23 protein-coding genes and 1 other RNA gene are annotated in these 21144 nt (G+C 50.1%); 13 read left to right on the top strand and 11 right to left on the bottom strand.

From position 1 onward, the window contains the following. Positions 1-6: 6 nt before the first annotated feature. A complete protein-coding gene (locus tag MCON_RS03240; protein WP_013718617.1) occupies positions 7-897 on the bottom strand; it encodes an Mrp/NBP35 family ATP-binding protein in 891 nt (296 codons plus the stop codon). Positions 898-1028: 131 nt separating this feature from the next. On the opposite strand from MCON_RS03240, the gene MCON_RS03235 reads away from it, so the two are divergent. Further along, the gene (locus tag MCON_RS03235; RefSeq protein WP_048131776.1) at positions 1029-1460 is read left to right on the top strand and encodes a hypothetical protein; all 432 of its coding nucleotides are present in this window, start codon (positions 1029-1031) and stop codon (positions 1458-1460) included. 46 nt (positions 1461-1506) lie between these two features. Here MCON_RS03235 and MCON_RS03230 read toward each other — a convergent pair whose 3' ends face one another. Then, complete coding sequence (locus tag MCON_RS03230; RefSeq protein ID WP_048131774.1) at positions 1507-1998, bottom strand: DUF134 domain-containing protein; 492 nt, start codon at positions 1996-1998, stop codon at positions 1507-1509. A 94-nt stretch (positions 1999-2092) separates the two neighbouring features. Here MCON_RS03230 and MCON_RS03225 point away from each other — a divergent pair, with 94 nt between their 5' ends. The 5 genes from MCON_RS03225 to MCON_RS03205 all read left to right on the top strand — a co-directional run bounded on the left by MCON_RS03225 (position 2093) and on the right by MCON_RS03205 (position 5591). Next, entirely contained in the window at positions 2093-2353 is a 261-nt protein-coding gene (locus MCON_RS03225) for a DUF5320 domain-containing protein (protein WP_013718614.1), read from the top strand. Positions 2354-2532: 179 nt separating this feature from the next. Beyond that, positions 2533-3462, top strand: coding sequence for a sirohydrochlorin cobaltochelatase (locus tag MCON_RS03220; protein ID WP_013718613.1), 930 nt, complete (start codon positions 2533-2535; stop codon positions 3460-3462). A 56-nt stretch (positions 3463-3518) separates the two neighbouring features. Beyond that, complete coding sequence (locus MCON_RS03215) at positions 3519-3971, top strand: lamin tail domain-containing protein (RefSeq protein ID WP_048131772.1); 453 nt, start codon at positions 3519-3521, stop codon at positions 3969-3971. A gap of 22 nt (positions 3972-3993) precedes the next feature. Further along, positions 3994-5076 (top strand): FecCD family ABC transporter permease, encoded by a 1083-nt coding sequence (locus MCON_RS03210; RefSeq protein ID WP_013718611.1) that lies wholly within the window; start codon positions 3994-3996, stop codon positions 5074-5076. Beyond that, positions 5070-5591 carry an ABC transporter substrate-binding protein gene (locus tag MCON_RS03205; RefSeq protein WP_013718610.1) on the top strand — a complete coding sequence of 174 codons (522 nt, stop codon included), beginning with the start codon at positions 5070-5072 and terminating at the stop codon, positions 5589-5591. The genes MCON_RS03210 and MCON_RS03205 overlap by 7 nt, the downstream gene beginning before the upstream one ends. A 47-nt stretch (positions 5592-5638) precedes the next feature. Here the strand turns inward: MCON_RS03205 and MCON_RS03200 are convergent, their stop codons facing one another. Both MCON_RS03200 and MCON_RS03195 read right to left on the bottom strand, forming a co-directional pair. Continuing rightward, positions 5639-6604 (bottom strand): ABC transporter substrate-binding protein, encoded by a 966-nt coding sequence (locus MCON_RS03200; RefSeq protein ID WP_232844330.1) that lies wholly within the window; start codon positions 6602-6604, stop codon positions 5639-5641. A gap of 103 nt (positions 6605-6707) precedes the next feature. After that, positions 6708-7709 carry an ABC transporter substrate-binding protein gene (locus MCON_RS03195; RefSeq protein WP_013718608.1) on the bottom strand — a complete coding sequence of 334 codons (1002 nt, stop codon included), beginning with the start codon at positions 7707-7709 and terminating at the stop codon, positions 6708-6710. A 213-nt stretch (positions 7710-7922) separates the two neighbouring features. Between MCON_RS03195 and MCON_RS03190 the strand changes: the two genes are divergently transcribed. The 4 genes from MCON_RS03190 to MCON_RS03180 all read left to right on the top strand — a co-directional run bounded on the left by MCON_RS03190 (position 7923) and on the right by MCON_RS03180 (position 11300). Continuing rightward, positions 7923-9113, top strand: a complete 1191-nt coding sequence (locus MCON_RS03190) for an ABC transporter substrate-binding protein (protein WP_048131768.1) — start codon at positions 7923-7925, stop codon at positions 9111-9113. Positions 9114-9351: 238 nt separating this feature from the next. Further along, complete coding sequence (locus MCON_RS03185; RefSeq protein WP_013718606.1) at positions 9352-9621, top strand: hypothetical protein; 270 nt, start codon at positions 9352-9354, stop codon at positions 9619-9621. Positions 9622-9787: 166 nt separating this feature from the next. Then, positions 9788-9835 carry a helix-turn-helix domain-containing protein gene (locus tag MCON_RS17060; RefSeq protein WP_157863879.1) on the top strand — a complete coding sequence of 16 codons (48 nt, stop codon included), beginning with the start codon at positions 9788-9790 and terminating at the stop codon, positions 9833-9835. 211 nt (positions 9836-10046) lie between these two features. After that, positions 10047-11300: an IS110 family RNA-guided transposase gene (locus MCON_RS03180; RefSeq protein ID WP_013718605.1), complete on the top strand. Its 1254-nt coding sequence runs from the start codon at positions 10047-10049 to the stop codon at positions 11298-11300. Positions 11301-11435: 135 nt separating this feature from the next. Here the strand turns inward: MCON_RS03180 and MCON_RS16610 are convergent, their stop codons facing one another. The 5 genes from MCON_RS16610 to MCON_RS03155 all read right to left on the bottom strand — a co-directional run bounded on the left by MCON_RS16610 (position 11436) and on the right by MCON_RS03155 (position 16545). Next, complete coding sequence (locus MCON_RS16610; RefSeq protein WP_013718604.1) at positions 11436-11987, bottom strand: protease inhibitor I42 family protein; 552 nt, start codon at positions 11985-11987, stop codon at positions 11436-11438. Between the two features lie 63 nt (positions 11988-12050). Next, positions 12051-12815 carry a transglutaminase-like domain-containing protein gene (locus MCON_RS15975; RefSeq protein WP_232844329.1) on the bottom strand — a complete coding sequence of 255 codons (765 nt, stop codon included), beginning with the start codon at positions 12813-12815 and terminating at the stop codon, positions 12051-12053. A 115-nt stretch (positions 12816-12930) separates the two neighbouring features. Continuing rightward, on the bottom strand, positions 12931-15072 hold the full coding sequence (locus MCON_RS15060; RefSeq protein ID WP_013718602.1) for a transglutaminase-like domain-containing protein: 2142 nt from the start codon (positions 15070-15072) through the stop codon (positions 12931-12933). Positions 15073-15348: 276 nt separating this feature from the next. Next, complete coding sequence (locus tag MCON_RS03160) at positions 15349-16086, bottom strand: hypothetical protein (protein WP_013718601.1); 738 nt, start codon at positions 16084-16086, stop codon at positions 15349-15351. A 57-nt stretch (positions 16087-16143) separates the two neighbouring features. Next, entirely contained in the window at positions 16144-16545 is a 402-nt protein-coding gene (locus MCON_RS03155) for a hypothetical protein (RefSeq protein WP_162144991.1), read from the bottom strand. A gap of 118 nt (positions 16546-16663) precedes the next feature. On the opposite strand from MCON_RS03155, the gene MCON_RS03150 reads away from it, so the two are divergent. Further along, positions 16664-18355, top strand: a complete 1692-nt coding sequence (locus MCON_RS03150) for an IS1634 family transposase (protein WP_013718213.1) — start codon at positions 16664-16666, stop codon at positions 18353-18355. A 30-nt stretch (positions 18356-18385) separates the two neighbouring features. Here MCON_RS03150 and MCON_RS15970 read toward each other — a convergent pair whose 3' ends face one another. Then, positions 18386-18754, bottom strand: coding sequence for a hypothetical protein (locus MCON_RS15970; RefSeq protein WP_013718599.1), 369 nt, complete (start codon positions 18752-18754; stop codon positions 18386-18388). Between the two features lie 734 nt (positions 18755-19488). Further along, an RNA gene (gene rnpB, locus MCON_RS15435) (RNase P RNA component) lies at positions 19489-19791 on the bottom strand. 139 nt (positions 19792-19930) lie between these two features. On the opposite strand from rnpB, the gene MCON_RS03145 reads away from it, so the two are divergent. Together MCON_RS03145 and albA are read left to right on the top strand one after the other, a co-directional pair. Beyond that, positions 19931-20701 (top strand): 23S rRNA (uridine(2552)-2'-O)-methyltransferase, encoded by a 771-nt coding sequence (locus MCON_RS03145; RefSeq protein WP_013718598.1) that lies wholly within the window; start codon positions 19931-19933, stop codon positions 20699-20701. Positions 20702-20738: 37 nt separating this feature from the next. Beyond that, the gene (gene albA / locus MCON_RS03140; protein ID WP_013718597.1) at positions 20739-21020 is read left to right on the top strand and encodes a DNA-binding protein Alba; all 282 of its coding nucleotides are present in this window, start codon (positions 20739-20741) and stop codon (positions 21018-21020) included. The last annotated feature ends 124 nt before the right edge of the window (positions 21021-21144 follow it).

Raw genomic sequence — 21144 nt, 5'->3', positions numbered from 1 at the left:
GAGTGGTCACTTCGCTTGCTGGGCTTCCAGACGGTCCAGAATAGACTTTACGATCTCCTCGAATGCCTTGGCGGCAGCTGTCTTGCTGTTGGCGAAGGTCTTTCCCATATCTCCCAGGCTTCCAATCTCCGTGTCCAGGGGGATGGCTCCCAGGAATGGCACACCCAACTCCCTGGCTGCCTCTTCCCCTCCACCCGTCTTGAATACCTCAATTCTCTGGCCGCAGTGGGGGCAGATCAATCCGCTCATGTTCTCCACAATGCCCAGCATGGGCACATTCATCATCAGGAACATGTTGACTGCTTTGCGAGAATCCAGGAGCGCTACCTCTTGCGGGGTGGTGACGACGATCGCCCCGTCAAGACCCGGAATGAGCTGGGCAATGCTAATGGGCTCATCGCTGGTTCCTGGGGGCAGGTCCACCAAAAGGAAGTCCAGCTCTCCCCAGTTGACCTCTTCTATGAACTGCTTTAAGGCCGCCATCTTCATGGGGCCCCGCCAGACCACGGGCGAGTCCCGGCTCTTCAGGAGCAGGGCCATGGAGATGGCCTTGATGCCCCCGGCATCCGCAGGCTCAAGGCCTGACGGGCCGGCCACTAGCTTCTGGTCTTCGATTCCCAGGAGCTTGGGTATATCCGGGCCGGTGATATCGCCGTCAAGGATTCCCACCTTATAGCCCAGGCTTCTTAGGGCGGCAGCCAGGTTCACAGTAACTGTGCTCTTGCCCACGCCGCCTTTTCCGCTGGCAATCGCGATCTTGTACCCGATCCTGCTCAGTCGGTCATTGATCTTATTTTGCTGGGCTTTTGGGTCATCGCACTTTTCTTTCTCGGCGCATGAGCTGCAAACGCCGTCACAGCTATCATTGCTGTTTTTATTTGAGGGGGATGGATTCATGTCAACACCAGGTTATTCTCGATCTCTTTCTCATCAGCAGAATAAAGAGCCTATGAGAGCTTCTATTTAATTCTTTGGAGAAATAGGATTAAATCTAATAGGCGCGTTAATGGCCAGAGGTGAGAATGATTATGAATGGCGGAATTCTTTTTCCTTTAACGGTGCTTGCTGCTCTTTCCCTCCTGGTCGGCTCATCATCAGCCGATTGGCTGGAGGGCGGATATGTGGGACCGATCGACCGCAGCTCGATATTACCCTATTTCTCAGATCCGATATTCTATATGCCCGTTCCTTCCCATAGCCAGAGCTATCCTTATTTGAATTATTCACGCCCCGATGTGATTCATCTGGGCAAGAATCCATACCTGGGTTCCTTAGCGGTCTATCCCCGGGGAGGATATCCGCCCAGCGAGGAGCCCCGCAGCTCTGAGTTCAGAGTAAGCTCTCTGGCTGCAATGCAGTGGACGCCCTTCCATAAGAACTGGACTGAGACCGTGAGCTATGCTCAACAATACTCCTCTCTGCGAGTGAATCAGGGCGGGGAGTGGAAGACGGCTTTGTGATAGAGGTGAAAAAGGCAGGATGACTGCCTTAGAAAGGATGAGCTATTCATTGATCGGCCTCTTTCGAGACCGATCTCGGCTTCGACGCTGGCCCAGAATCGGCCATCTCTTCGCCCTTCAGGGAGGCCACTCTGCTGCTGAGGTGTTCCAGCCTCGACCCAAGGAGGGCGATCTCCCTTTCCATCAGCGCCATCTCCGTGTGGTGTTCCTGGGAGTCTGCGGTCGTTGATGCCTCCTCTCCTCGCAGGGCAAAGCTGCCTCCTTCAATTCTCAGGCCCATGCCGTAGACCAGGGCCGCAGCTATCTTCCTTCTGGCGTTCATCAGGTCATTCCAGAAGGCTTTCCTGGATATTCCCATGTAGAATGCTGCTTCCTCCTGGTCCAGGTCCAGGAGGTCCACCAGTCGCACCGCTTCCAGCTCCTCTAAGGTTATGGATACGGCCTCCACTCTGGGGCAGCCCTCAGGCAAAAAGCTCCTTACCTGAGGGACCTCTGATATCCAGCGCCGGCCCCTTCTTCTTCCTCGACAGGGAGACATGCTCGTCTGTTATGCATGGCGCGGTATTTCAACCTTGCGAAACAGAAAGCTTTAAATATATTATCTCATAAGTTACTATTGAGGTGTAAAATATATGCCATGGGGAGATTGTACGGGGCCCTGGTGGATGGGCTCTCGTGGGAATAGAGCAGCAGGATATTACAATCCCTGGTGTCGCCGGGCAGCCGGTTTCGGCATGGGCTATGGTAGGGGTTATGGATACATCCCAGCAGAGCCTTTTCGCCAGACCACCCCGGAGGAAGAGAGAGACTATCTGGAGGCAGTAGTTAGGAATCTGGAGGAAGAGCTCAAAGCGGTTCGTGCTCAGATCGAGAGATTGCAGTCCAAGCCTTAGAGACCATCTGGCCGCTCTCCTGCCGGTAGTCGGTCTCTATTCTATTTTCCAGCCCTATTCGATGAACAACGTTTTTTCACAATTTGAAAAATTTTATATCAGATCAATTCAGCGCAACTCTTTTATGTTATAACTAATTCTCTTGTTTTAAATAAACTTTATTTGAATAGGTGCGTCATATGAGAAAGATAGCATTAGGACTGGCGGCATTGATCGCCGTGGCGTTTGTGGTTCCTTCATACGGGGCCATGGACAGGCCTGCCAAGGAAGATCCGGCCATACTTCTGGTGGTATTCGGCACCAGCTATCCTGAGGCCCAGGCAGCCTACGAGAACATAGAGAGAGTCTATCGGGAGGAATTTCCCCAGGCGGAGGTAAGGATCGCTTTCACCTCAGACTATATCCGGAGAAAGCTGCTGGATAGGGATAATGTCACCATAGATAACCCTCTCACCGCCCTTGCTCATCTCAACGATGAAGGTTATACTGATGTTGTAGTCCAGTCGCTGCATGTGATACCTGGCGAGGAGTTCCACGACCTGGCCAACATCGTAGAGAGCGTAAGGGGGATTGAGGGAAAGTTCGGCTTTCGGAATCTGGTCCTTGGCGAGCCCCTGCTCATGAATTTCGTGGATTATCGCAACGTCTCCAGAGCTCTTGCCAGCCAGTTTGAGCAGAATACCACTGGAACGGAGAGAACTCCTCATTCCAGCCCCAGAGATGCCGGGCAGATGGCAGTGATCTATATGGGGCATGGAACCGAGCATTCGGCAAACAGCGCCTACTCCCAGATGGCCAACATACTGGCAGAGGATCACGAGAACGTCTTCCTGGGCACAGTGGAGGGATATCCGGGCTACGATGAGGTGCTGGCCCGCCTGAATGAATCGGGCGTGAAGAAAGCGAGATTGATCCCCTTCATGGTCGTGGCAGGAGATCATGCTTTAAACGATCTCACCGGCAATGAGTCCGAATCCTGGAAGAGCATGCTGGAGAAGGAAGGAGGATTCGAGATCGACTACAATCTCTTGGGAATGGGTGAGAACGACGGCATAGTCGAGATATTCGTTGGGCATACCAAGGAAGCCTTTGCCAAATTTAATAATTAATTATAAAATATATTTTAGGAGGCTTTAAATTGAGATATTCAATCTATCTGCTATCGATGCTCCTGCTGGTAAACCTGGCTGGTGCTGATGTGCTGATCAATGAGATGCTGGCCAATCCAGCCACGGATTGGAACGACAACGGACAGGTTGGGGGAATGGATGATGAATTCATAGAGCTTTACAATTCCGGAAACGAGTCCGTGGATGTCAGCGGATACTCTCTTAAAGATAAGGTATTCCGGTCGACGCCCACAGAGTACTCGATTCCCAATGGGACTGTGATAGGCCCTGGAGAATTCCTGGTCATATTCGTCTCTGAGAGCGGCGTATATCAGGGAAATGAGGGTGACGCTATAATGCTGTATGATCCCACTGGAGACCTGGTGGACGAAAAAGAGTATGATGCCGCAACAGAGGATGTCTCTTTTGCCCGGATCCCGGATGGAGGGGAATGGCGCAACAGCACCGCTCCATCGCCTGGCAAGCCAAACCAAGAGGCAGCTTCCTAGAGAGCAAGATGTGGTGCTTTAAATGGAGAGATCTCATGCTGCCATAGCCTTGCCGGAAATGGATCTTAAGGAGGAGTACGCTAGATTCCTGAAACGCAAATTCCTGGTCTTGGTCGCTGCGCTGCTGGGAATAGTGGCTCTGGCAGGAGTCGCAGTGACGCTTGGCTCGGCCCATATAACACCGTTTCAGGTTTACTCCTGCATACTGGCCAGGTTCTTTCCTGACTACTTTCAAACCACAGACTTCTTGGATACCATCGTCTGGAAGCTGAGGCTGCACCGGGTGATCTTGGCCATTTTTGCAGGGATGGGGCTGGCCATTGCAGGAGCAGCCATGCAGGGCATTCTCAAAAATCCTCTGGCCAGTCCTTTTACTCTGGGAATCGCTTCTGCTGCTTCCTTTGGGGCATCGCTGGCGATAATTCTCGGAGCAGGTTTCATCGGCGGCGAGTATCTGATCGTCGGCAATGCCTTCATCTTCACCATAATGGCCTCTTTAGCGGTCTACGGCCTGGCCAAGTACCGTGGGATCAGCCCGGAGACCATGGTCCTAGCTGGCATCGCCATCATGTACCTCTTCAGCGCCATGACCTCATTTCTGCAGTATGTGGGCCATGCAGAGCAGGTTCACGAGGTGGTCTTCTGGATGATGGGCAGCCTCGGTCGCTCCTCCTGGGACAAGGTGGGCATAATCGCCCTGGTGACGGTGCTCTGCTCGTTGATTTTGATGCGGCTCTCCTGGGACATCAACACCCTGGGAGCCGGAGACGAGACCGCCAAGAGCCTGGGGGTCAACGTAGAGCTGGTAAGGGTCTCGGGAATGATGCTGGCCGCTCTGATCACCGCCAGCGTGATCTGCTTTACCGGCACCATCGGCTTCATCGGCCTGGTGGCTCCTCATATTACCAGGATGGTTGTGTCGGGAGATCACAGGTTCCTGCTTCCGGCATCAGGGCTTTTCGGTGCCCTGCTGCTATTGGGTGCGGACACGGTGGCCAGGACCATCATGGCTCCGGTCATTTTGCCGGTGGGGATCATGACCGCCTTTATGGGAGTGCCATTCTTTCTGTATCTGTTCATGAAAAGGAGGAAGGCCTTTTGGTAAAAGACATCATTCTCCTAGCATCGCTGATCTTGTCAATCTCTCTTGGCTGCTGCCAGGTTCATCCGGCAAGTACGGCGGATAATGATAGGTCGGTGATGATCTCTGATGGGATGGGAAAGAAGGTCGAGGTTCCGCTGTGCCCGGATAGAATTGTCTGCGTGAATTCAGCTGCAGCAGAGTTGATATGCGCCCTTGGTTGTTCGGACCGCATAGTAGCTGTTACCTCTGCATGCACAATGCCTCCTGTTCTCCTGGAAAAGGAGGTCTTAGGCAGGTCGGCCCTGAGCCTGGAGGCTGAGCCTATCATCGCCCTAAAGCCTGATCTGGTAGTAGAAGGAGTGCCTCCACTAAAAGAGGATGTGAGACAGCAGCTGGATGAGGCAGGCATTCCCGTCCTTCAGTACTGGGCTTTGCATGTGGATAGGATACTGCCGATGATCGACGACTTTGGGGTCCAGGGGCACGGCCACATTCCGGCCGTCTTCGTCCGTGACCTTCTCTTCTTCCTCTGCTAAGGCAGGGGCTAGAAGAAGAGCAAGGACGATCAACAGTGTGGTTGTTCTCATTCGATCTCCATCTCTAGAAAGGAAGATGAGGGAAAGGCGTAAGCCCCCTCTAGATCAAGACCATAGAACTTATCTATGAGCTCCCGGTGCACAACATCAGGGTCCACATCTTCGAACCGTTGTGGATGAAGCCATTTAGCTAGATAAAGCTCACCAACTATGGCCCGTATTCCCGATGTGATCTTGCCGCTCATCACAAAGACCCGTCCGTCTTCTACCGCCTTTATGCTCTGCAGCTCCGGCCGGCTCATTATCTCATCCCTCAACTGGGCCAGCTCATCCTCAGTGTAGTTCTTGGTGCTGGGCTCCGACTGAAGGATTACATCTGGGTCGATCTGTACTACCCACTCGGGGCTCACGTCAGGATACGAATTCGATTCATTTCCCAGGTCAGCGGCAACATTCAATCCTCCGGCAAATGTTATGAAATTCTGATAAGAACCGCTGGATGAAACGGTATGATAGGGCGTTCCATACCACTCGAAGAAGACTCTTGGCACGTCCTCTTCCGGCAGATCAGCAACTTGATTCTGGATTTTATCCTGGTAATTCTTGATAAATTCTACGAGCTCTTGAGCTCGCTTTTCTTTTCCTAAAACCTGGCCCAGGTTCTCCATAACCAGGATCGTCCTGGAGGGATCTATGAATTTCTCCTCCATTACCGGTATTCCCGCATCCTCCAGGGTCTTCTTATCTCCGTCGGAGATCATTGTGTCGGCAACTACCAGATCAGGGTCCAGCTCCAATATCAGCTCAATATCAGGCGAATAGGAGTTCTTCCCCACCTCTGCAACCGTGGCCAGATAGGGAGGAAAGTCGGAGTTGGTCGAACGTCCCACCAGGCTCGCTCCCCCGTCCAGTGCACAGATGATCTCTGAAGCTCCTCCTGCGAGAGAGACGATGCTTTTTATCGGCGCATCCACGCTCACAGAGTGTCCGGTAAAATCGACTACTGTGACCATTTCTCCGCTTCCAGTAATGGAAAGGAGGCCGATACAGATAATAACTAGAAAGGCTGTCCTCATTAATGCCACCACACATTGTTTTCGTGCTACCATTGCTATCTCAGGCATTGGAGGGATAAGCATATCCTCCCTCCAGCTTCATGTTGTAGAACTCCTTTATGAGCTTCTCATGCTCGACACCCGGATCTATGTCCTCGAATAATTCGGGATAGAACCACTTGGCCAGGTAAAGCTCGCCGATCGCAGAGCGGACTCCCGTGGCCACCGTACCGCTTAAAACGTAGACCCGTCCCTCTTTGACCGCCCTTGAATTCTGCAGCTCCGGCCGAGATATGATCTCATCCCTCCACTGCTCTAGTTCCTCCTCTGTATAGTCCTTCGAGCTTCCCAGAATGTGAAGTATGACATCAGGATCTTTCTCTATCACCCATTCCGGGCTGACATCGGGATAATCGACCGATTCATTGGCTGCGATGTTGACTCCGCCGGCAAAGTCGATGAAGTTGTCATAGGATGTGCCGTTAGATGCCGAATGATACGGCTTTCCCAGCCACTCGAAGAACACGGTTGGTCTCTCCTCCGAATTTGTGCCCGAGATTCTCTCCTTTATGAGATCATGATAACCTTTCAGCTGGCCCGCCAGCTCAGAAGCGCGCTCCTCTTTTCCAAGAGCCCTTCCCAGGTTCTCGATGACCAGGAGCGTCCTATTGGGATCTATGAACCTTTCCACGACAACGGCAATTCCGTCCTCCTCGAGCACCTTCCGGTCCTCCTCCGAGAGCATGGTATCGGCAATTACCAGCTCGGGTTCAAGCTCCATGATGAGCTCTAAATCCGGTGAGTTGGAGTGCTTTCCCGCGACGGTTAAGCTCTCGATCATTGGGGGAAAGTTGGAGCTGGTGCTGCGTCCGACCATGCTTTTTCCCTCATCCAGAGCCCAGAGGATCTCAGAAGCAGCGGCTGAGAGAGATACTGTCTTGGTTACGGGAGCGGACAGCTCGACCTGATGCCCAGTAAAATCGATCAGGGTTACCGTCTCTCCACAGCATACTGATATGAGCAATAAAAGAGAGATCAGGATCTGCAAAGCCTTTTTTCTCAACGTTACTACCTCCCATTTAGTCAAATTAATTGGCTTTTAGACAAATTAAGTTGTATATAAATCTTGGGCCGGTGCGTCATACTGAGAGGCAATGAATCAAATGCAGCCTCGTCCGGATGAGAAAGACTTAAATCAATTAATCTTTCCTTTAATCAAAAAATGGTGATCGAAATGCTTAGTAAGACGCGAATATGGATACTATTGGCATGGTTAATGCTGTGCTCACTGCCGATCCTGGCATGCGGATCTCATCTCACCCTGAAGATCTATGGCAATGCAAACCTGGATGATACCATAGATCAAAGGGACGTCGATTATGTTGAAGGGATCATCAATGGCACACAGGAATATAGCGAGCTGGCCGATGCCAATAACGATGGCAATATCGGCCAGGAGGACATCGCGCAGATCGAGGACATCGTAGCAGGCAGAGAAACGAATCTCATCTTGAAGGATACTGCCAACCGGACGGTGTCAATCGATATACCTGTGGAAAGAGTCATCGTTCCCAGCGGCCTTACCGCTGAGGCATTCAAGGTTTTGAAGGCGACGGAGAAGGTCGTCGGCGTCTCCAATGCCATTCATGAAAAGACTTACTTCTTCCCCGAGTTTGCCGATCTGCCATCAGTCGGCGGCTGGAAGATAGAGGATTATGAGGCGGCCATCTCCCTTGATCCGGATCTGGTAATCAGCTACGAAAAATGGCCGCCCATATCCGAAGCAGAGGAGAAGCTTGATCCCGCAGGAATACCCGTAGTCGTCCTGGAGTTCACAGATCCGAACTTCGTGACGGAGGAGCTGGTCAAGCTCAGCTACATTCTGGGCACGAATGGGGCAGAGGACCGGTATATTCAATGGCGCTCCGGATATGAAAGGCAGATAGATGATTATGTGAACAATTTGAGCCGGGATGAGCGGCCCAGCGTCTTTTTGGAGACGGGCTTTAAGGGTCTAAATGATGTTGGGACATATGGAGAAGGGGCAAAGGGAAGCCTGGTGCTTGAACTGACCGGCGGCAGGAACATTGCTGCCAATATGTCGGAAGCTTATCCGCATGTGGATAGCGAGTGGATCATCACCGAGAATCCAGAGGTCTTGATGAAGTACGTTTACAGCTCAGAGTTGGACTGGGGCTGGAACAGCACTGATGAGCCCGAGGCGTTGATCGAAGAGATCTCAAGCCGCGATGGATGGGAGAGCATAGATGCGGTGAAAAACCAACGGGTATACTTGATCAGCAACGAGCTGATGACGGGGCTGGATAGCGTGGTAGGATACCTATACTGGGCCAAGCTGCTCCATCCGGAGTTCGCTGCAGATCCGACAGAGGCGTATAAAGAGTATATGACCGATTATTTAGGTATGGAATTTCCTGATTTGGTATTTGTTTTCCCCAAACCCTGAAGATGCTCTTGGGGAGAGAGTCTCAGCTCCATACCAATTTTTTATAAAAATTATTTTAAGCGTTTATAGATCTTTTAACCGCAAACTTTAAGTAAAATTAATTTGTATTAACTCAAACTTAGTGGATTAAGAATTCCACACAACCATTCAAATCAGGAGGTTGGGGCTAACCTGCGGTTTGTCACCACCTCCATCTCCCACTTAAAAAGGGCTGAAATGGTCAAAAGAGGAGGACAAAATGGCAGATGAGAAAAGTTCCATGAAAATGAAAGACATAAACGAGGCGTTATCCGATTACCAGGTTCAGAGCCTGGAGGGGGTCATCCTGGAGGGCGACATAGAAATTGAGATGGACATCTCCAGCGGGGCGCAGTCGCTCCTTTCTCAGTCGCTGGGCCAGGAGTTCACCAACCTTGCCCTACAGCTGTTCAACTTCTCCAGGTCTATGGGTTACCCGGTTGATTCCATGAATCAGATCATGAATACGGGTGGAGGGACGAACAGATAAAATGCAAGTTTCCGTCAGATGACCTCCTTGCTTTTTTAATTCCATCTTATAGGACTACAGTGCTGGGGCGCAGGGGTAGAGAGGGCTCCGGTCTTTAGGCCGGAGATGAATCGTACCCCGCCCTACGCTATGAACCTTAATATACTATAACAGCTTAGAACTGTACATGCTTAAGGCTTACAAGTTCAGGCTTTATCCCACAAAGAGCCCATGATCCTCAGGCGGGGATCATGCCCAAAGCATGAAAAACCCATAGAGCCATAGGCAAGGCTGATATGGGCAGTGAAGGTTGATCTGTGACCTGAGACATGATCTCGACACAAAGACAACCATGATCTCGTGGATGCCCAAATGCGTCTTTGAACGCGTATGTGAAGTTGCACGCACGAGTGATCATCATCTGCCCATATCAGGCAAGTGAGACGATGGACTCAGATAAGGAAATAGTTTGCGGAGCAGATATCCACAAGGATTTTCTTATTGCTACAATGATATCCCGAAGTGGATTGAAGCTCCAAGAACGTTTTAATATGAACCAAGATGGCCTCTTGGCATTCAGATCCTGGATAATAAATCACAGATGCCAGAGGCTGGCTGTAGAATCCACGGGAGGTTTTTGGTATCCTATCTTCACCATTCTAGAAGGTCATGTCGAATTTATCCTGGCCAATGCATATCAGATCCGGAATATTGAGCACAAGAAAACCGATAAACTTGATTCGGAACGAATCGCGATATATTGTCTCAATAATCTCATCACGCCCTCCAGAATCTATCCAAAAGACTACCGAGATCTAAGAAGCATAACTCGTGCTCGTGAGACACTGGTCAATGCAAGGTCCAAAATCAAGAACCAGATTCATCAATCACTTTCGGCCTGCTGCATCAAGCTCTCCTCTGTCATATCCGACTCTTTTGGCAAATCTGGAAGATATATCATTGATAGGCTTCTGGAAGGAAAGACGATCGATCAGATCATATCTGGAATACCTTCGAAGAGGATTCGGAAAAAGGAAGACGAACTCAGAGAAGCCATCAAGAATGGATTAGATCCCGTTCAGGTATTTTTGATCAAGGCAAATCTTGATGTCATAGATGATATTAGCAAGAAGATAAAAATTCTGGAAGCTGAGATCGCCGAAAAAGTCAAACCCTTCGAGGATGATTTGAAAATTATTTTGTCTGTTCCAGGTGTTGGATTCATTTCGGCAGCTACCATTATTGCAGAAATGGGAGATTACAGGGACTTTCCGAGTGCGGATAAGATGGCAAAGTACTTCGGTATTGTGCCTTCGGTCTACCAATCGGCAGGGAAGCTGCGAACTGGGAAGATCACTAAGACGGGATCTAAGCATATGCGAAGGATCTTGGTGGAAGCTGCAAAAGCCATATCCAGGACCAAGAAGAATTCAAGGTTAATGAGATTCTTCCAGAGGATATTGGCAAGGTGCGGAAAGAAGAATATTGCAACCGTTGCGCTCGCCAGAAAAGTGCTCTGCATCATCTATCATTTGCTTATGAATCACGAGAATTATCAAGAACCAGAGGTCACGAAAACCAAACCAAAAATTCCCAGCTCTGTTTCGCCCATAAGAATGATGGATATCGACGAGATGATAAAGATCATCAGTCAGGCAGGATACTTGGTGGAGAAAGATTTGAAGGAGGGATGCGGATGATCCGCAGCATCTTGTTTTTTTAAGTTTTTCATGTGGAGACACAGAGGCCATATTCTATGCCTGACCTCACCCACATAATTCAGCGAAGAGCCAAAAAGATCAATAGATCCGGATGGCACCGGATCAGCCTGCGTTTTATTCTGCTATATTCACTGGATAGATGAGCCTCTCAGCGATGGTGCCGTTTTCCCAAGGCTGAAGGAGAAGAAGATAAACCTCCGTCTCTCCAGGGATTACTGCCCGGTAGGTGAAGATCTCGTTCTCCGGCACTCCGACCATCTCCAAACTGACATTGTCCTGGGTTGATCTCGCTCCCACCAGGGTCAGGAATTGGGGATCGAATTCAGTCCACCACTCAAATCCAGTTGAGGGATTAGAGGGGATGGTGATGTTAAACTCCTCACCCATCGTGGCATTGATCACCGGCTCACAGGGAGCATTGTCACATACGCTGCTGCCAAGAGTCTTGGACCAGGACTGGGCTTCTATGCCAGTAGTGCTGGTTGTCTGTTGCCCTACGCGCGATTGGTCGATACTAACCGCTTCTTGAATTGATTCAGTGACCGTTTGGCCAATAGTTTTGTTGCCAGCCTCCAGCCGCTCAGACGTGCCTTGTTCAGCTTCATCTTCTGGTGCCTCCGGCAGCCTTAGCGGGGTCCTGCTAAAGGCGTCTCTTATGCATAGCACTATGTGCTTGTCTCCCTGATAGAATGGTCCACCCGGGTGAGTGGCCCCCTTCTCGTCCGGCCCTCAGTCCAGGTTCAGCCATACGTCTTTAGTGTCAGTATCGATATGGGTGTAGATCTTATCCGCATCAAGCTTCTCTTTCAGCCAATCGATGATTGCTTCCACCTGGCCGCCGCTATCACTATTATTGATCCTCCCCAGATAGACTTCGGTATAAGCATGTCCCCCGGTGCTGTTGTTTCGTGCGAGTATGATCCTTGTCGTCCCGCCGATGGACTCCACTAATGCGGACATGAGTATGGCAAAATCATCGCAATCGCCACCGCCCACACAGTTCGCTCTCTCGCCATTCCTGAGAGTCTGGTTGGCGAACATGAAATCGTCTATGCCCCTGGGATCGGATACGTATCCCCACCCTTTTTTGGATTCATCACCATTCTTCAGGTAGTCATAGATGGAGACTATCTGATCGATGGTCTTCTCGCCGGGATACTTGAGCGCCAGAACCACCGCCTCATCTCGCACCCGCGGATTATCAGGCTCTACCCTGGCATCCAGGGTCCTCTTGAGCTCTCCGATGTTCTTCTCCTGTGTCCCTGAACCACTGCCTCCGCCTGTGATTGGGATCTCCAGGGACTCGTTATCAGACGGCGAAGAGACGATGGGCACTCCGGCCAGATCGGGAGAGGTGGTATGGTCCTGCTCAATCTGGGCGGAAGTGTAGCCAGCTACGCCCGAAGTGCTCTGGTTAAAGACGAAGGGCACATCTGCCGCTGACCCTGAACCGATTAGAAGAACCATGCACAGCCAGATTGCCCCGTGAGCCATAGTGATCTGCATTTGCTTATCCGCTATAAATTATCTAATTCATACGTGTGATGCTTCTCTGCTCCTCTTGGCACCACACAGTCCTGTCACAAGCAGCTCATGGATGACACTGGCATCATACATTACCTTCGGCATCGGTCTTGATCAGACACAGATCCCAATCATATCCCTCGGAGAAGCCTGTTATGCCAGTAATGATATAGCCGCCATCGTGGGTCTGTTGGACTGAACTGAACTGATAAAAATTTGCAGTGGAAAAGGTCCTATCCCATAGCTTATTGCCGTTGGCATCGGTCTTGATCAGCCACAGATCATCAGTGTCTTCCACGTAGCTTTTGCCCATAATGATATATCCGCCGTCGAGAGTCTGCTGGACTGAACGGCCCTCACCACCATACCCATCTCCGCTAAAGGTTCTATCCCATAGCTTGTTTCCCTGGTCATCGGTCTTTATCAGCCACAGATCGGAATTGACTGCCTCGAAGGAGCGTTTTTCGCCAGTAATGATATACCCACCATCACTGGTCTGCTGGACTGACGCGCCCTCATCAAAGCCTCTTTCTCCATAAGTCCTATCCCAGAGCATGTTTCCCTGGTCATCGGTCTTGATCAGCCATAAATCGGTACCGCTACCCTCTGCGGATCTTATACGGCCAGTAATGATATAACCGCCGTCGAGGGTCTGCTGGACTGAGTTGCCCTGACCACTATATCCAGATTTGTCAATGCTTCTATTCAAGAGAACGTTTCCCTGGTCATCGGTCTTGATCAGCCATAAATCGATACCGTGTACCCCGAAGGAGGATGTCCAGCCCGTAATGATATACCCACCATCGAGGGGCTGCTGGACTGAATCAAATCCATGACCTTGTCCGACAAACCTTCTCTCCCATAGCTTGTTTCCCTGTTCATCGGTTTTTATCAGCCATAAATTGCCGTAGATTACCCCGAAGGAGGCTGTGTCGCCCATAATCATATACCCGCCATCGGTGGTCTGCTGGACTGAATAGCCTATATCATCTTTTGCTCCGCCAAAGGTCTTATCCCAGATCTTGTTTCCCTGGTCATCGGTCTTGATCAGCCACAGATCTTTTTCGCCTGCCCCGAAGGATTCTGTAAAGCCAGTAATTATATACCCGCCATCGAGGGTCTGCTGGACCGAAAAGCCTATATCATCTTTTGCTCCGCCGAATGTCTTGTACCAGGACTGGACTTCTATGCCTGAGGTGCTGGTTGTCTGTTGCCTTACGCGCGATTGGTCGATACTAACCGCTTCTTGAATTGATTCAGTGACCGTTTGGCCAATAGATTTGTTGCCAGCCTCCTGCCGCTCAGGCGTGCTTTGTTCAGCTTCATCTTCTGGTGCCTCCGGCAGCCTTAGCGGGGTCCTGCTAAAGGCGTCTCTTATGCATAGCACTATGTGCTTGTCTCCTTGATAGAACGGTCCACCGGGGTGAGCGGCCCCCTTCTCGTCCGGCCCCCAGTCCAGGTTCAGCCATACGTCTTTAGTGTCAGTATCGATATGGGTATAGATCTTATCCGCATCAAGCTTCTCTTTCAGCCAATCGACGATTGCCTCCACCTGGCCGCCGCTATCACTATTATTGATCCTCCCCAGATAGACCTCGGTATAAGCATGCCCCCCGGTGCTGTTGTTTCGTGCGAGTATGATCCTTGTCGTTCCGCCGATTGACTCCACCAGTGCGGACATGAGTATGGCAAAGTCATCGCAATCGCCACCGCCCACACAGTTCGCTCTCTCGCCATTCCTGAGAGTCTGGTTGGCGAACATGAAATCGTCTATGCCCCTGGGATCAGATACGTATCCCCACCCTTTCTTGGATTCATCACCATTCTTCAGGTAGTCATAGATGGAGACTATCTGATCGATGGTCTTCTCGCCGGGATACTTGAGCGCCAGGACCACTGCCTCATCTCGTACCCGTGGGTTATCTGGCTCCACCCTGGCATCCAGGGTCCTCTTGAGCTCTCCGATGTTCTTCTCCTGTGTCCCTGAACCACTGCCTCCGCCTGTAATCGGGATCTCCAGGGACTCGTTATCAGACGGCGAAGAGACGATGGGCACTCCAGCCAGATCGGGAGAGGTGGTATGGTCCTGCTCGATTTGGGCTGAAGTATAGCCAGCTACGCCCGATGTGCTCTGGTCAAAGACGAAGGGCACATCTGCAGCTGACCCCAATCCAACGAGAAGTACCATGCACAGCCAGATTGCCCCGTGAGCCATAGTGATCTGCATTTCATTATCCGCTATTAATTATTTAATCCATACGACATCCCACGAGCTTATGGCATCCATGAACCTGTATCCGCTTTTCTGCGCATCCTCAGGCTCTGGCGCCGCCAACCACAATGCTCGATGAGACATAGCTACCAATGCTCATTTTTTAATAGTGATTGTTATTTTTATCATGCTATTGTTGCAGATTTTTTGCTATAATCTACCTATTGCCCAGCCAAACCTCCAAAAATTAACCAAAAAAGGGGATAGAGTAATGAGCATAATCCCAGAACTCTATACCACATCGATGGTTATGTAGTTGCTTGGCTTATCGAATATGGTGAACAGCGATACATGCCTTCCCGGTGTATCTGCATAGAACCAGATGTACTTGTAGCCCGGATTGTTGAATCCATAGCTGTAGAGCTTGACAGTCCCGTCAGGATAGAACTCATACATCTTCATGGTTCCGGTGTAGGGCACATACATTAGATTCTGGATCCAGCCGCCAACAGGACAAGTCGCTTGCCAGGACCAGCCAGCAGACGATGCCACCCACAGCAAGGGCGAATTCGCCTGGAATGTTTGCGAGAACGATGCCCAGGGCATGAAAGTGCCGCTGTAATACACCGCCGTTGGTGGGGCAGTCTGGACATTGTAGTTCAGCAGAACCTTCTGTTCAGTGACCGGCGGGGCCTGGGTGGTATAGGTCGCGGTTATTTTGCTATTGGTCGTTACGCTCTCCGCTCTGCCCACTGAGCCAATCTGAATCAACGGCTTTCCTGTCTTTACCGTGGATGTAACTGATTCCTGAACCACGGTGGTGGCTGTCTGGCCAGGCGTAGTGGTGCTGACTATAGTCGCCTGCGCCTGCTGCCCGGTGACGGGCTGTGGTCCCCCAGGATATGCGTCATATGTCCCATCACCCTGATTGTCTGCGGCCAAAGCAAATCCGACTAAAACGATCCCGGCCAATGCAATGCCCAGGCAAAGAAGGCTCACCAGCGACCTTTTAGCTAAGTTGAATATCATATCATCATCCTTTCTTGATCATTCAATTTTCCACAGCTTGAAATGAGATCGGTTGAGCTATGCCGCGTCGACGATGATGTAGTTGCTCGGAATGTCGGCTATAGTAACCATGGTCATGTACCTGCCGGGCGTATCGGCGCGGAACCACCTGAGCTTATAGCCCGGAGTGGCAAATCCGTAGTTGACGTATCTTGTTGTGCCGTCGGGGTACAGGTCATACACCTTCATGCTTCCCGTGACCGGGACATACATCAGCTCCTGCACCCAGCTCCCCGCAGGACTGGTGGCATACCAGGCCCATCCCAGGGATGATGAGATCCAGAGTGCTGGGGCGTTTGCTGAGAATACCTGATAGAAAGATGTCCAGGGCAAATATGATCCGCTGTAGTATACCGCCGAGGGAGGAGCGGTCTGAACATCGTATGTCAGCACCTGAACAGCGTGGCACTTACTCCCCACTAGAATTTATCCTTCTGTTAATGAGCCATTTCTGAAACTGATTTTCCAAAATAAGCCACTATATTAAATTATCCTCGTACCGAAATATACTTATGCTTGTAGGGAGTATACTCCCCACATGGCTATCAAAAGGCGCAAGCGAGGAGGTCATGTTTACCTTGAGGAATACAAAACCACAAGGGAAGAGGGAAAAGTAGTCAGTAAGTTCGTGCGCTATATTGGACGAGAAGATGCCAAATCCGATACCTATAAACCTCGTAAGAAGGTCATAGATCGACTTGATTTGTCCAGATCATATCGAGCAGGTGACGTTCAATTGCTCTGGTCGATTGCCGAGGATCTTGGTTTTATCCAGATAATCGACGGAATCTGCTGCTCCGATTCAGGCTTAAACGGCGTCTCTCCAGGGAAATTGCTGACTGTTTGGGCAATAAACCGTGCGATCGACCCAGATAGTGCTACTATGCTTGAGCGATGGGTGCAAACTACAGATCTCCCGCATCTTGCAGGTCTTCCCGCAGATGTCTTCACAAAGGATGCATTCCTTTTTGCACTTGATTTCGTATGCAAGGAAGACAAGACCGCAGCTTCTATTACCGATTTGAGTTCGAGGATAGATGACGCTCTGTACCATAGATGGCGAAAAAGCCATCCACTCCCTGCCGATGAAAAAGAGACATTAGCTTACGACCTTACAACTTTGCTGTTTTTCGGAGTTAGTTGCCCTCTTGCTGAGCTTGGATATAATCCTGATAGAATTCGTCGGCGTCAAGCTAACCTCGCGATTCTTGTGTCAAAACGAGATCGATATCCTCTTTCGCATTTTGTGTACAACGGAAGCCGTCACAGCATATCCACAGTGAAAAACCTGCTGAATCGCTTATCTAAAATGGCCATTGAACCTGGAACTCTAATATGGGATCGCGGAAACGTATCAAAAAAACATGTGCAAATGGTAGATGAGTCTGGGTGGAAACTGATATGCGGCGTACCTAAAACATCGAAAGAAGCAAAAGAAATCATCGGCAAAACCAAAATCCCAATTAGCCCTGATTCGCTTGTCCGCAGCAGTCATGCGGGGCATATCTATGCGATAAAGACAGAAAATGAACTTTTCGGAAAAGAACGCTCTACAATCGTTTATGCCAATCGCGAAAGAAGCGTGAAGGATGCTGATGCAAGAAATGAAGCGCTTTCCGTAATCGGAGAAAGCCTCAACGAGCTAAGCCAGACTGGAAAAGACTGGTCCGAAAAACGACTCCATGATCGAATAAAAAACATAGTCGGACAGTGGTCTGGCTTTATTGATGCCAGCGTGCGCAGAAAAAAAGACGGGCCTAGGATTGAATGGAGTTATGATCGACAGAGACTCCGATCTGCGGAAAAATATGATGGAAAATGGCTCATATTATCTACTGATTACTCATTAAATGCAAATAATGCTGTGAACATGTATCTGGAAAAGGACTTCATAGAGAAAGTCTTTCGTGTTTTGAAAACACATGAAGAGGTCGAACCTGTTCGACACAGATTGGAGCATCGTGTGAAAGCTTACCTTTTCGTCTGCATGCTTGCATATCGATTGTTGGCTGTGCTTCAATGGAAGCTCAAAGAGGCTTCTGGCAAAGAAGGATCTTGGGAGAGCGCGGATATGTTTTTGCGGGATCTGGCCGTGGTGCAAAGAGTCGAGGTTCGATTTGGCAACGAGGTCAAAACATGGTATCTCAATATGACCGATTCTGTTTCTGCAAGATTAAAGGAGATCGGAATGAGTGCGTTATTCAAAGAGGAGACTCGACTCGTCGGCTAACGAGAGATGTAGGGAGGAAGTCATCGCTGATCAGGTCAGCAGTACATTCTGCTGTGTTGCAGGAGGTGCCTGAGCAGAGTAAACAGCAGTGGCGGTGGCTGAGCTAGATGATACAACCGGTGTGGTCATGACTGCCGTTTGCTGCTGTTGCGCTGCCGATGGTGCCACAATGGAAGTGGGTTGCATCTGATTCGAGGCAGGCACTGTCGTCTGTACCTGTGAAGGGATAGTCGTTTGGGTCTCGGCCGTTGGTGCCGGTGTGGGGATCTGAGTGGTCACTGGTGTGGGCGCTCCAGGGTATGCATCGTATGTATTCTGCCCTATGGCTAATCCAAAGAGCGATATCCCTATGCATAAGGCCCATAGGGCCAGCAATGCTTTCCGCTGTCTGTATATCAATATGCTACCTCCTACATCCTACATCTATTTTTTATACATATTCCACGCCTTTATTTATAGGTTATGTGATGGCGTATGTTTAGGCGCTCCACAGAAGGTCGAAAGGTGCCCTCTTTCAATTCACTGGTTATTTTATATTTATATCTATATTGAACATAATTGATCTCAATTTACTTTGCCTGAAAAATGAAAAAAAAGGGCTATTCGCTGTTTCCGGTGAAAAACAAAAAAACCAAATGTTAGTGGCATTATCCATTTACCCCAGATTTTTTCCTTTTAACGTCGTATCCTGCCTGTGCTATGCATTGAATCATGTCTTCGATGGTTAGAATTCCAGGCTCTTCGCTAAATTATGTGGGTGAGGCACAGCAGCGATTATAGCCTTTGTTTCTCTGCGTCTCAACATGAAAAACTCTTAAGGCATACTGGTTTTTCATGCCGCTGATGTATCATCCTTGGTCTGTTGTTTGAGCCAGAGAAAAAGCAAGGCGAAATGCTGAAAAAGAGGCTACATAATGGATGAATTGACTTAAAAACGACCATACAGATTGAAAATATTAACGCAAGAATTTAAATCTCTTCTAATTGGTGCTAAACCGAAACCCTCACATGGTGAGCATCCTGCATCACTATGAAATAACTGCTAATGAATGGATATATGGACCTATTTGAGAAAAATTGGCAGGATTTCAGAGGAGCGCAGAAGAATTGAGAAATCATAAGATTTGATATACGAGTGAGGAGAGTAAGCCCCCTTCTGTTCTATGACGGCATTCAGCTTAGCGCCATACCCGAGCTTGGCTGGACGTCCATGTTAGCAGCTCTATTTTGGCTTGCACCCACAGGGTTTCGCCGTTTCATCCGCATTCAGCGCGACCTCAGCCTTTCGGCATCATAGCTTTAACGCTGCGCGGTATCGTTTCTGTGCCAGAGCCGGAGCTCTCGCCCCACATCCTTTGGGATGTCTGTGTGTCCAGTGGTGGAGGGACTTTCCACACCGGCCGGAGCTGGCCAGCGGCAGCCGTCCTTCCTCTCTCGCATCATTCAAGACGCCGGTTTAGGTTTATAATGGCTTCGCTTGCCGGTCATAAACCGCCAGGCTTAACCTGGCCTGGCCAACCCCATATGCCACCCTCGGGCAAGTCTATATCCTATGACAGCCATTCTATCCCGCAGATGGCCCGAGACCAGAAGGATCACTACTACCGCAAGGCGAAAGAGGAAGGCTACAGGGCCCGATCGGCCTACAAGCTCCTGCAGATAAATGAGAAGTTCCATGTCATAAAAAAAGGCGACTCCGTGGTCGACCTGGGGGCGGCGCCAGGCGGCTGGCTGCAGGTAGCCCAGAAGCTCTCCGGAGGAAAGATCGTGGGAGTGGACCTGGAGGGCATCACCCCCATCCCAGGAGTGGTCACCTTCAGGGCGGACATCACCGCCCTGAGCACAGTGGACCAGGTAAAAGATGCCCTTGGTGGGGATGCAGATGTGGTGATATGCGACGCCGCCCCCAATCTCTCCGGGGCCTGGGACAGGGACCATGCCATCTCCATAGACCTGGCCCGGTCCGCTCTTGAAATGGCCAAAAAGCTCCTCCGGCCGCGGGGCAACTTCGTGGTCAAGGTGTTTCAGGGAGATATGTTCATAGATTTTCTCAATGATGTCAGACGGGAGTTTGCCGTTGTTCATGCCCATTCGCCTGCGGCCTCAAGAAAGGAGAGCGCAGAGACCTATGTAGTGGGAAAGAAGCTCCTTTCTGCCCCGGTCCGCAAAGGGGACATGCTCAATGTTCGGATAGAATCTGTGGGCAAATCTGGAGACGGCGTGGCCATGGTGGAGGGCTTCGCGATTATTGTCCGAGGATCGAAGCTGAAAGAAGAGCTTCTAGTTAAGGTGGATGCCGTTTTGACCAACTTCGCCTTTGCCGAAATCGTAGAGAGAAAGAGTTAATAACCTGCCCAAGAAAAGTGAACGGAGGGGCTAAACCATGGAAGACGATGCAGTGATTTTCATTGGAGACAAACCAGTCATGAACTACGTCCTGGCAGTTATGACCCAGTTTAACAAGCCTATTGCCAGTGTGATATTGAAAGCAAGAGGGCGTGCCATCTCCCGCGCTGTGGATACGGCAGAGATAACAAGAAACAGGTTCATGCCCAATCTCACAGTCAAGAACATAATCATCGGCACGGAATCCATTCCCAACGAGGAAGGAAAGATGGTGAATGTCTCTTCGATGGAGATAATCCTCACAAAACAGGAATCATAGATGGGCTACATGAGAAGAAGCGGTAGCAAGATCGAGGAAAGGAAAATATTATAACGATTGGCGCTACTTTTTGTGGCAAAATCGGCCGCAAACCATCGATCCATGAGATCGTATCGATTTTTTA

The sequence above is a fragment of the Methanothrix soehngenii GP6 genome, assembly GCF_000204415.1.
GTDB classification, from domain to species: domain Archaea; phylum Halobacteriota; class Methanosarcinia; order Methanotrichales; family Methanotrichaceae; genus Methanothrix; species Methanothrix soehngenii.
This window is presented reverse-complemented; position numbering and strand designations above follow the sequence as displayed.

Coding starts and splice junctions, on each gene's coding strand:
- MCON_RS03235 (WP_048131776.1), top strand. CDS start 1,029: ATGAATGGCGGAATTCTTTTTCCTTTAACGGTGCTTGCTGCTCTTTCC.
- MCON_RS03210 (WP_013718611.1), top strand. CDS start 3,994: ATGGAGAGATCTCATGCTGCCATAGCCTTGCCGGAAATGGATCTTAAG.
- MCON_RS03225 (WP_013718614.1), top strand. CDS start 2,093: ATGCCATGGGGAGATTGTACGGGGCCCTGGTGGATGGGCTCTCGTGGG.
- MCON_RS03185 (WP_013718606.1), top strand. CDS start 9,352: ATGGCAGATGAGAAAAGTTCCATGAAAATGAAAGACATAAACGAGGCG.
- MCON_RS03215 (WP_048131772.1), top strand. CDS start 3,519: ATGCTCCTGCTGGTAAACCTGGCTGGTGCTGATGTGCTGATCAATGAG.
- MCON_RS03150 (WP_013718213.1), top strand. CDS start 16,664: ATGGCTATCAAAAGGCGCAAGCGAGGAGGTCATGTTTACCTTGAGGAA.
- MCON_RS03240 (WP_013718617.1), bottom strand. CDS start 897: ATGAATCCATCCCCCTCAAATAAAAACAGCAATGATAGCTGTGACGGC.
- albA (WP_013718597.1), top strand. CDS start 20,739: ATGGAAGACGATGCAGTGATTTTCATTGGAGACAAACCAGTCATGAAC.
- MCON_RS03160 (WP_013718601.1), bottom strand. CDS start 16,086: ATGATATTCAACTTAGCTAAAAGGTCGCTGGTGAGCCTTCTTTGCCTG.
- MCON_RS03200 (WP_232844330.1), bottom strand. CDS start 6,604: ATGGTCACAGTAGTCGATTTTACCGGACACTCTGTGAGCGTGGATGCG.
- MCON_RS03180 (WP_013718605.1), top strand. CDS start 10,047: ATGGACTCAGATAAGGAAATAGTTTGCGGAGCAGATATCCACAAGGAT.
- MCON_RS03220 (WP_013718613.1), top strand. CDS start 2,533: ATGAGAAAGATAGCATTAGGACTGGCGGCATTGATCGCCGTGGCGTTT.
- MCON_RS15060 (WP_013718602.1), bottom strand. CDS start 15,072: ATGCAGATCACTATGGCTCACGGGGCAATCTGGCTGTGCATGGTACTT.
- MCON_RS15975 (WP_232844329.1), bottom strand. CDS start 12,815: ATGGCTCACGGGGCAATCTGGCTGTGCATGGTTCTTCTAATCGGTTCA.
- MCON_RS03190 (WP_048131768.1), top strand. CDS start 7,923: ATGCTGTGCTCACTGCCGATCCTGGCATGCGGATCTCATCTCACCCTG.
- MCON_RS03145 (WP_013718598.1), top strand. CDS start 19,931: ATGGCCCGAGACCAGAAGGATCACTACTACCGCAAGGCGAAAGAGGAA.
- MCON_RS03230 (WP_048131774.1), bottom strand. CDS start 1,998: ATGTCTCCCTGTCGAGGAAGAAGAAGGGGCCGGCGCTGGATATCAGAG.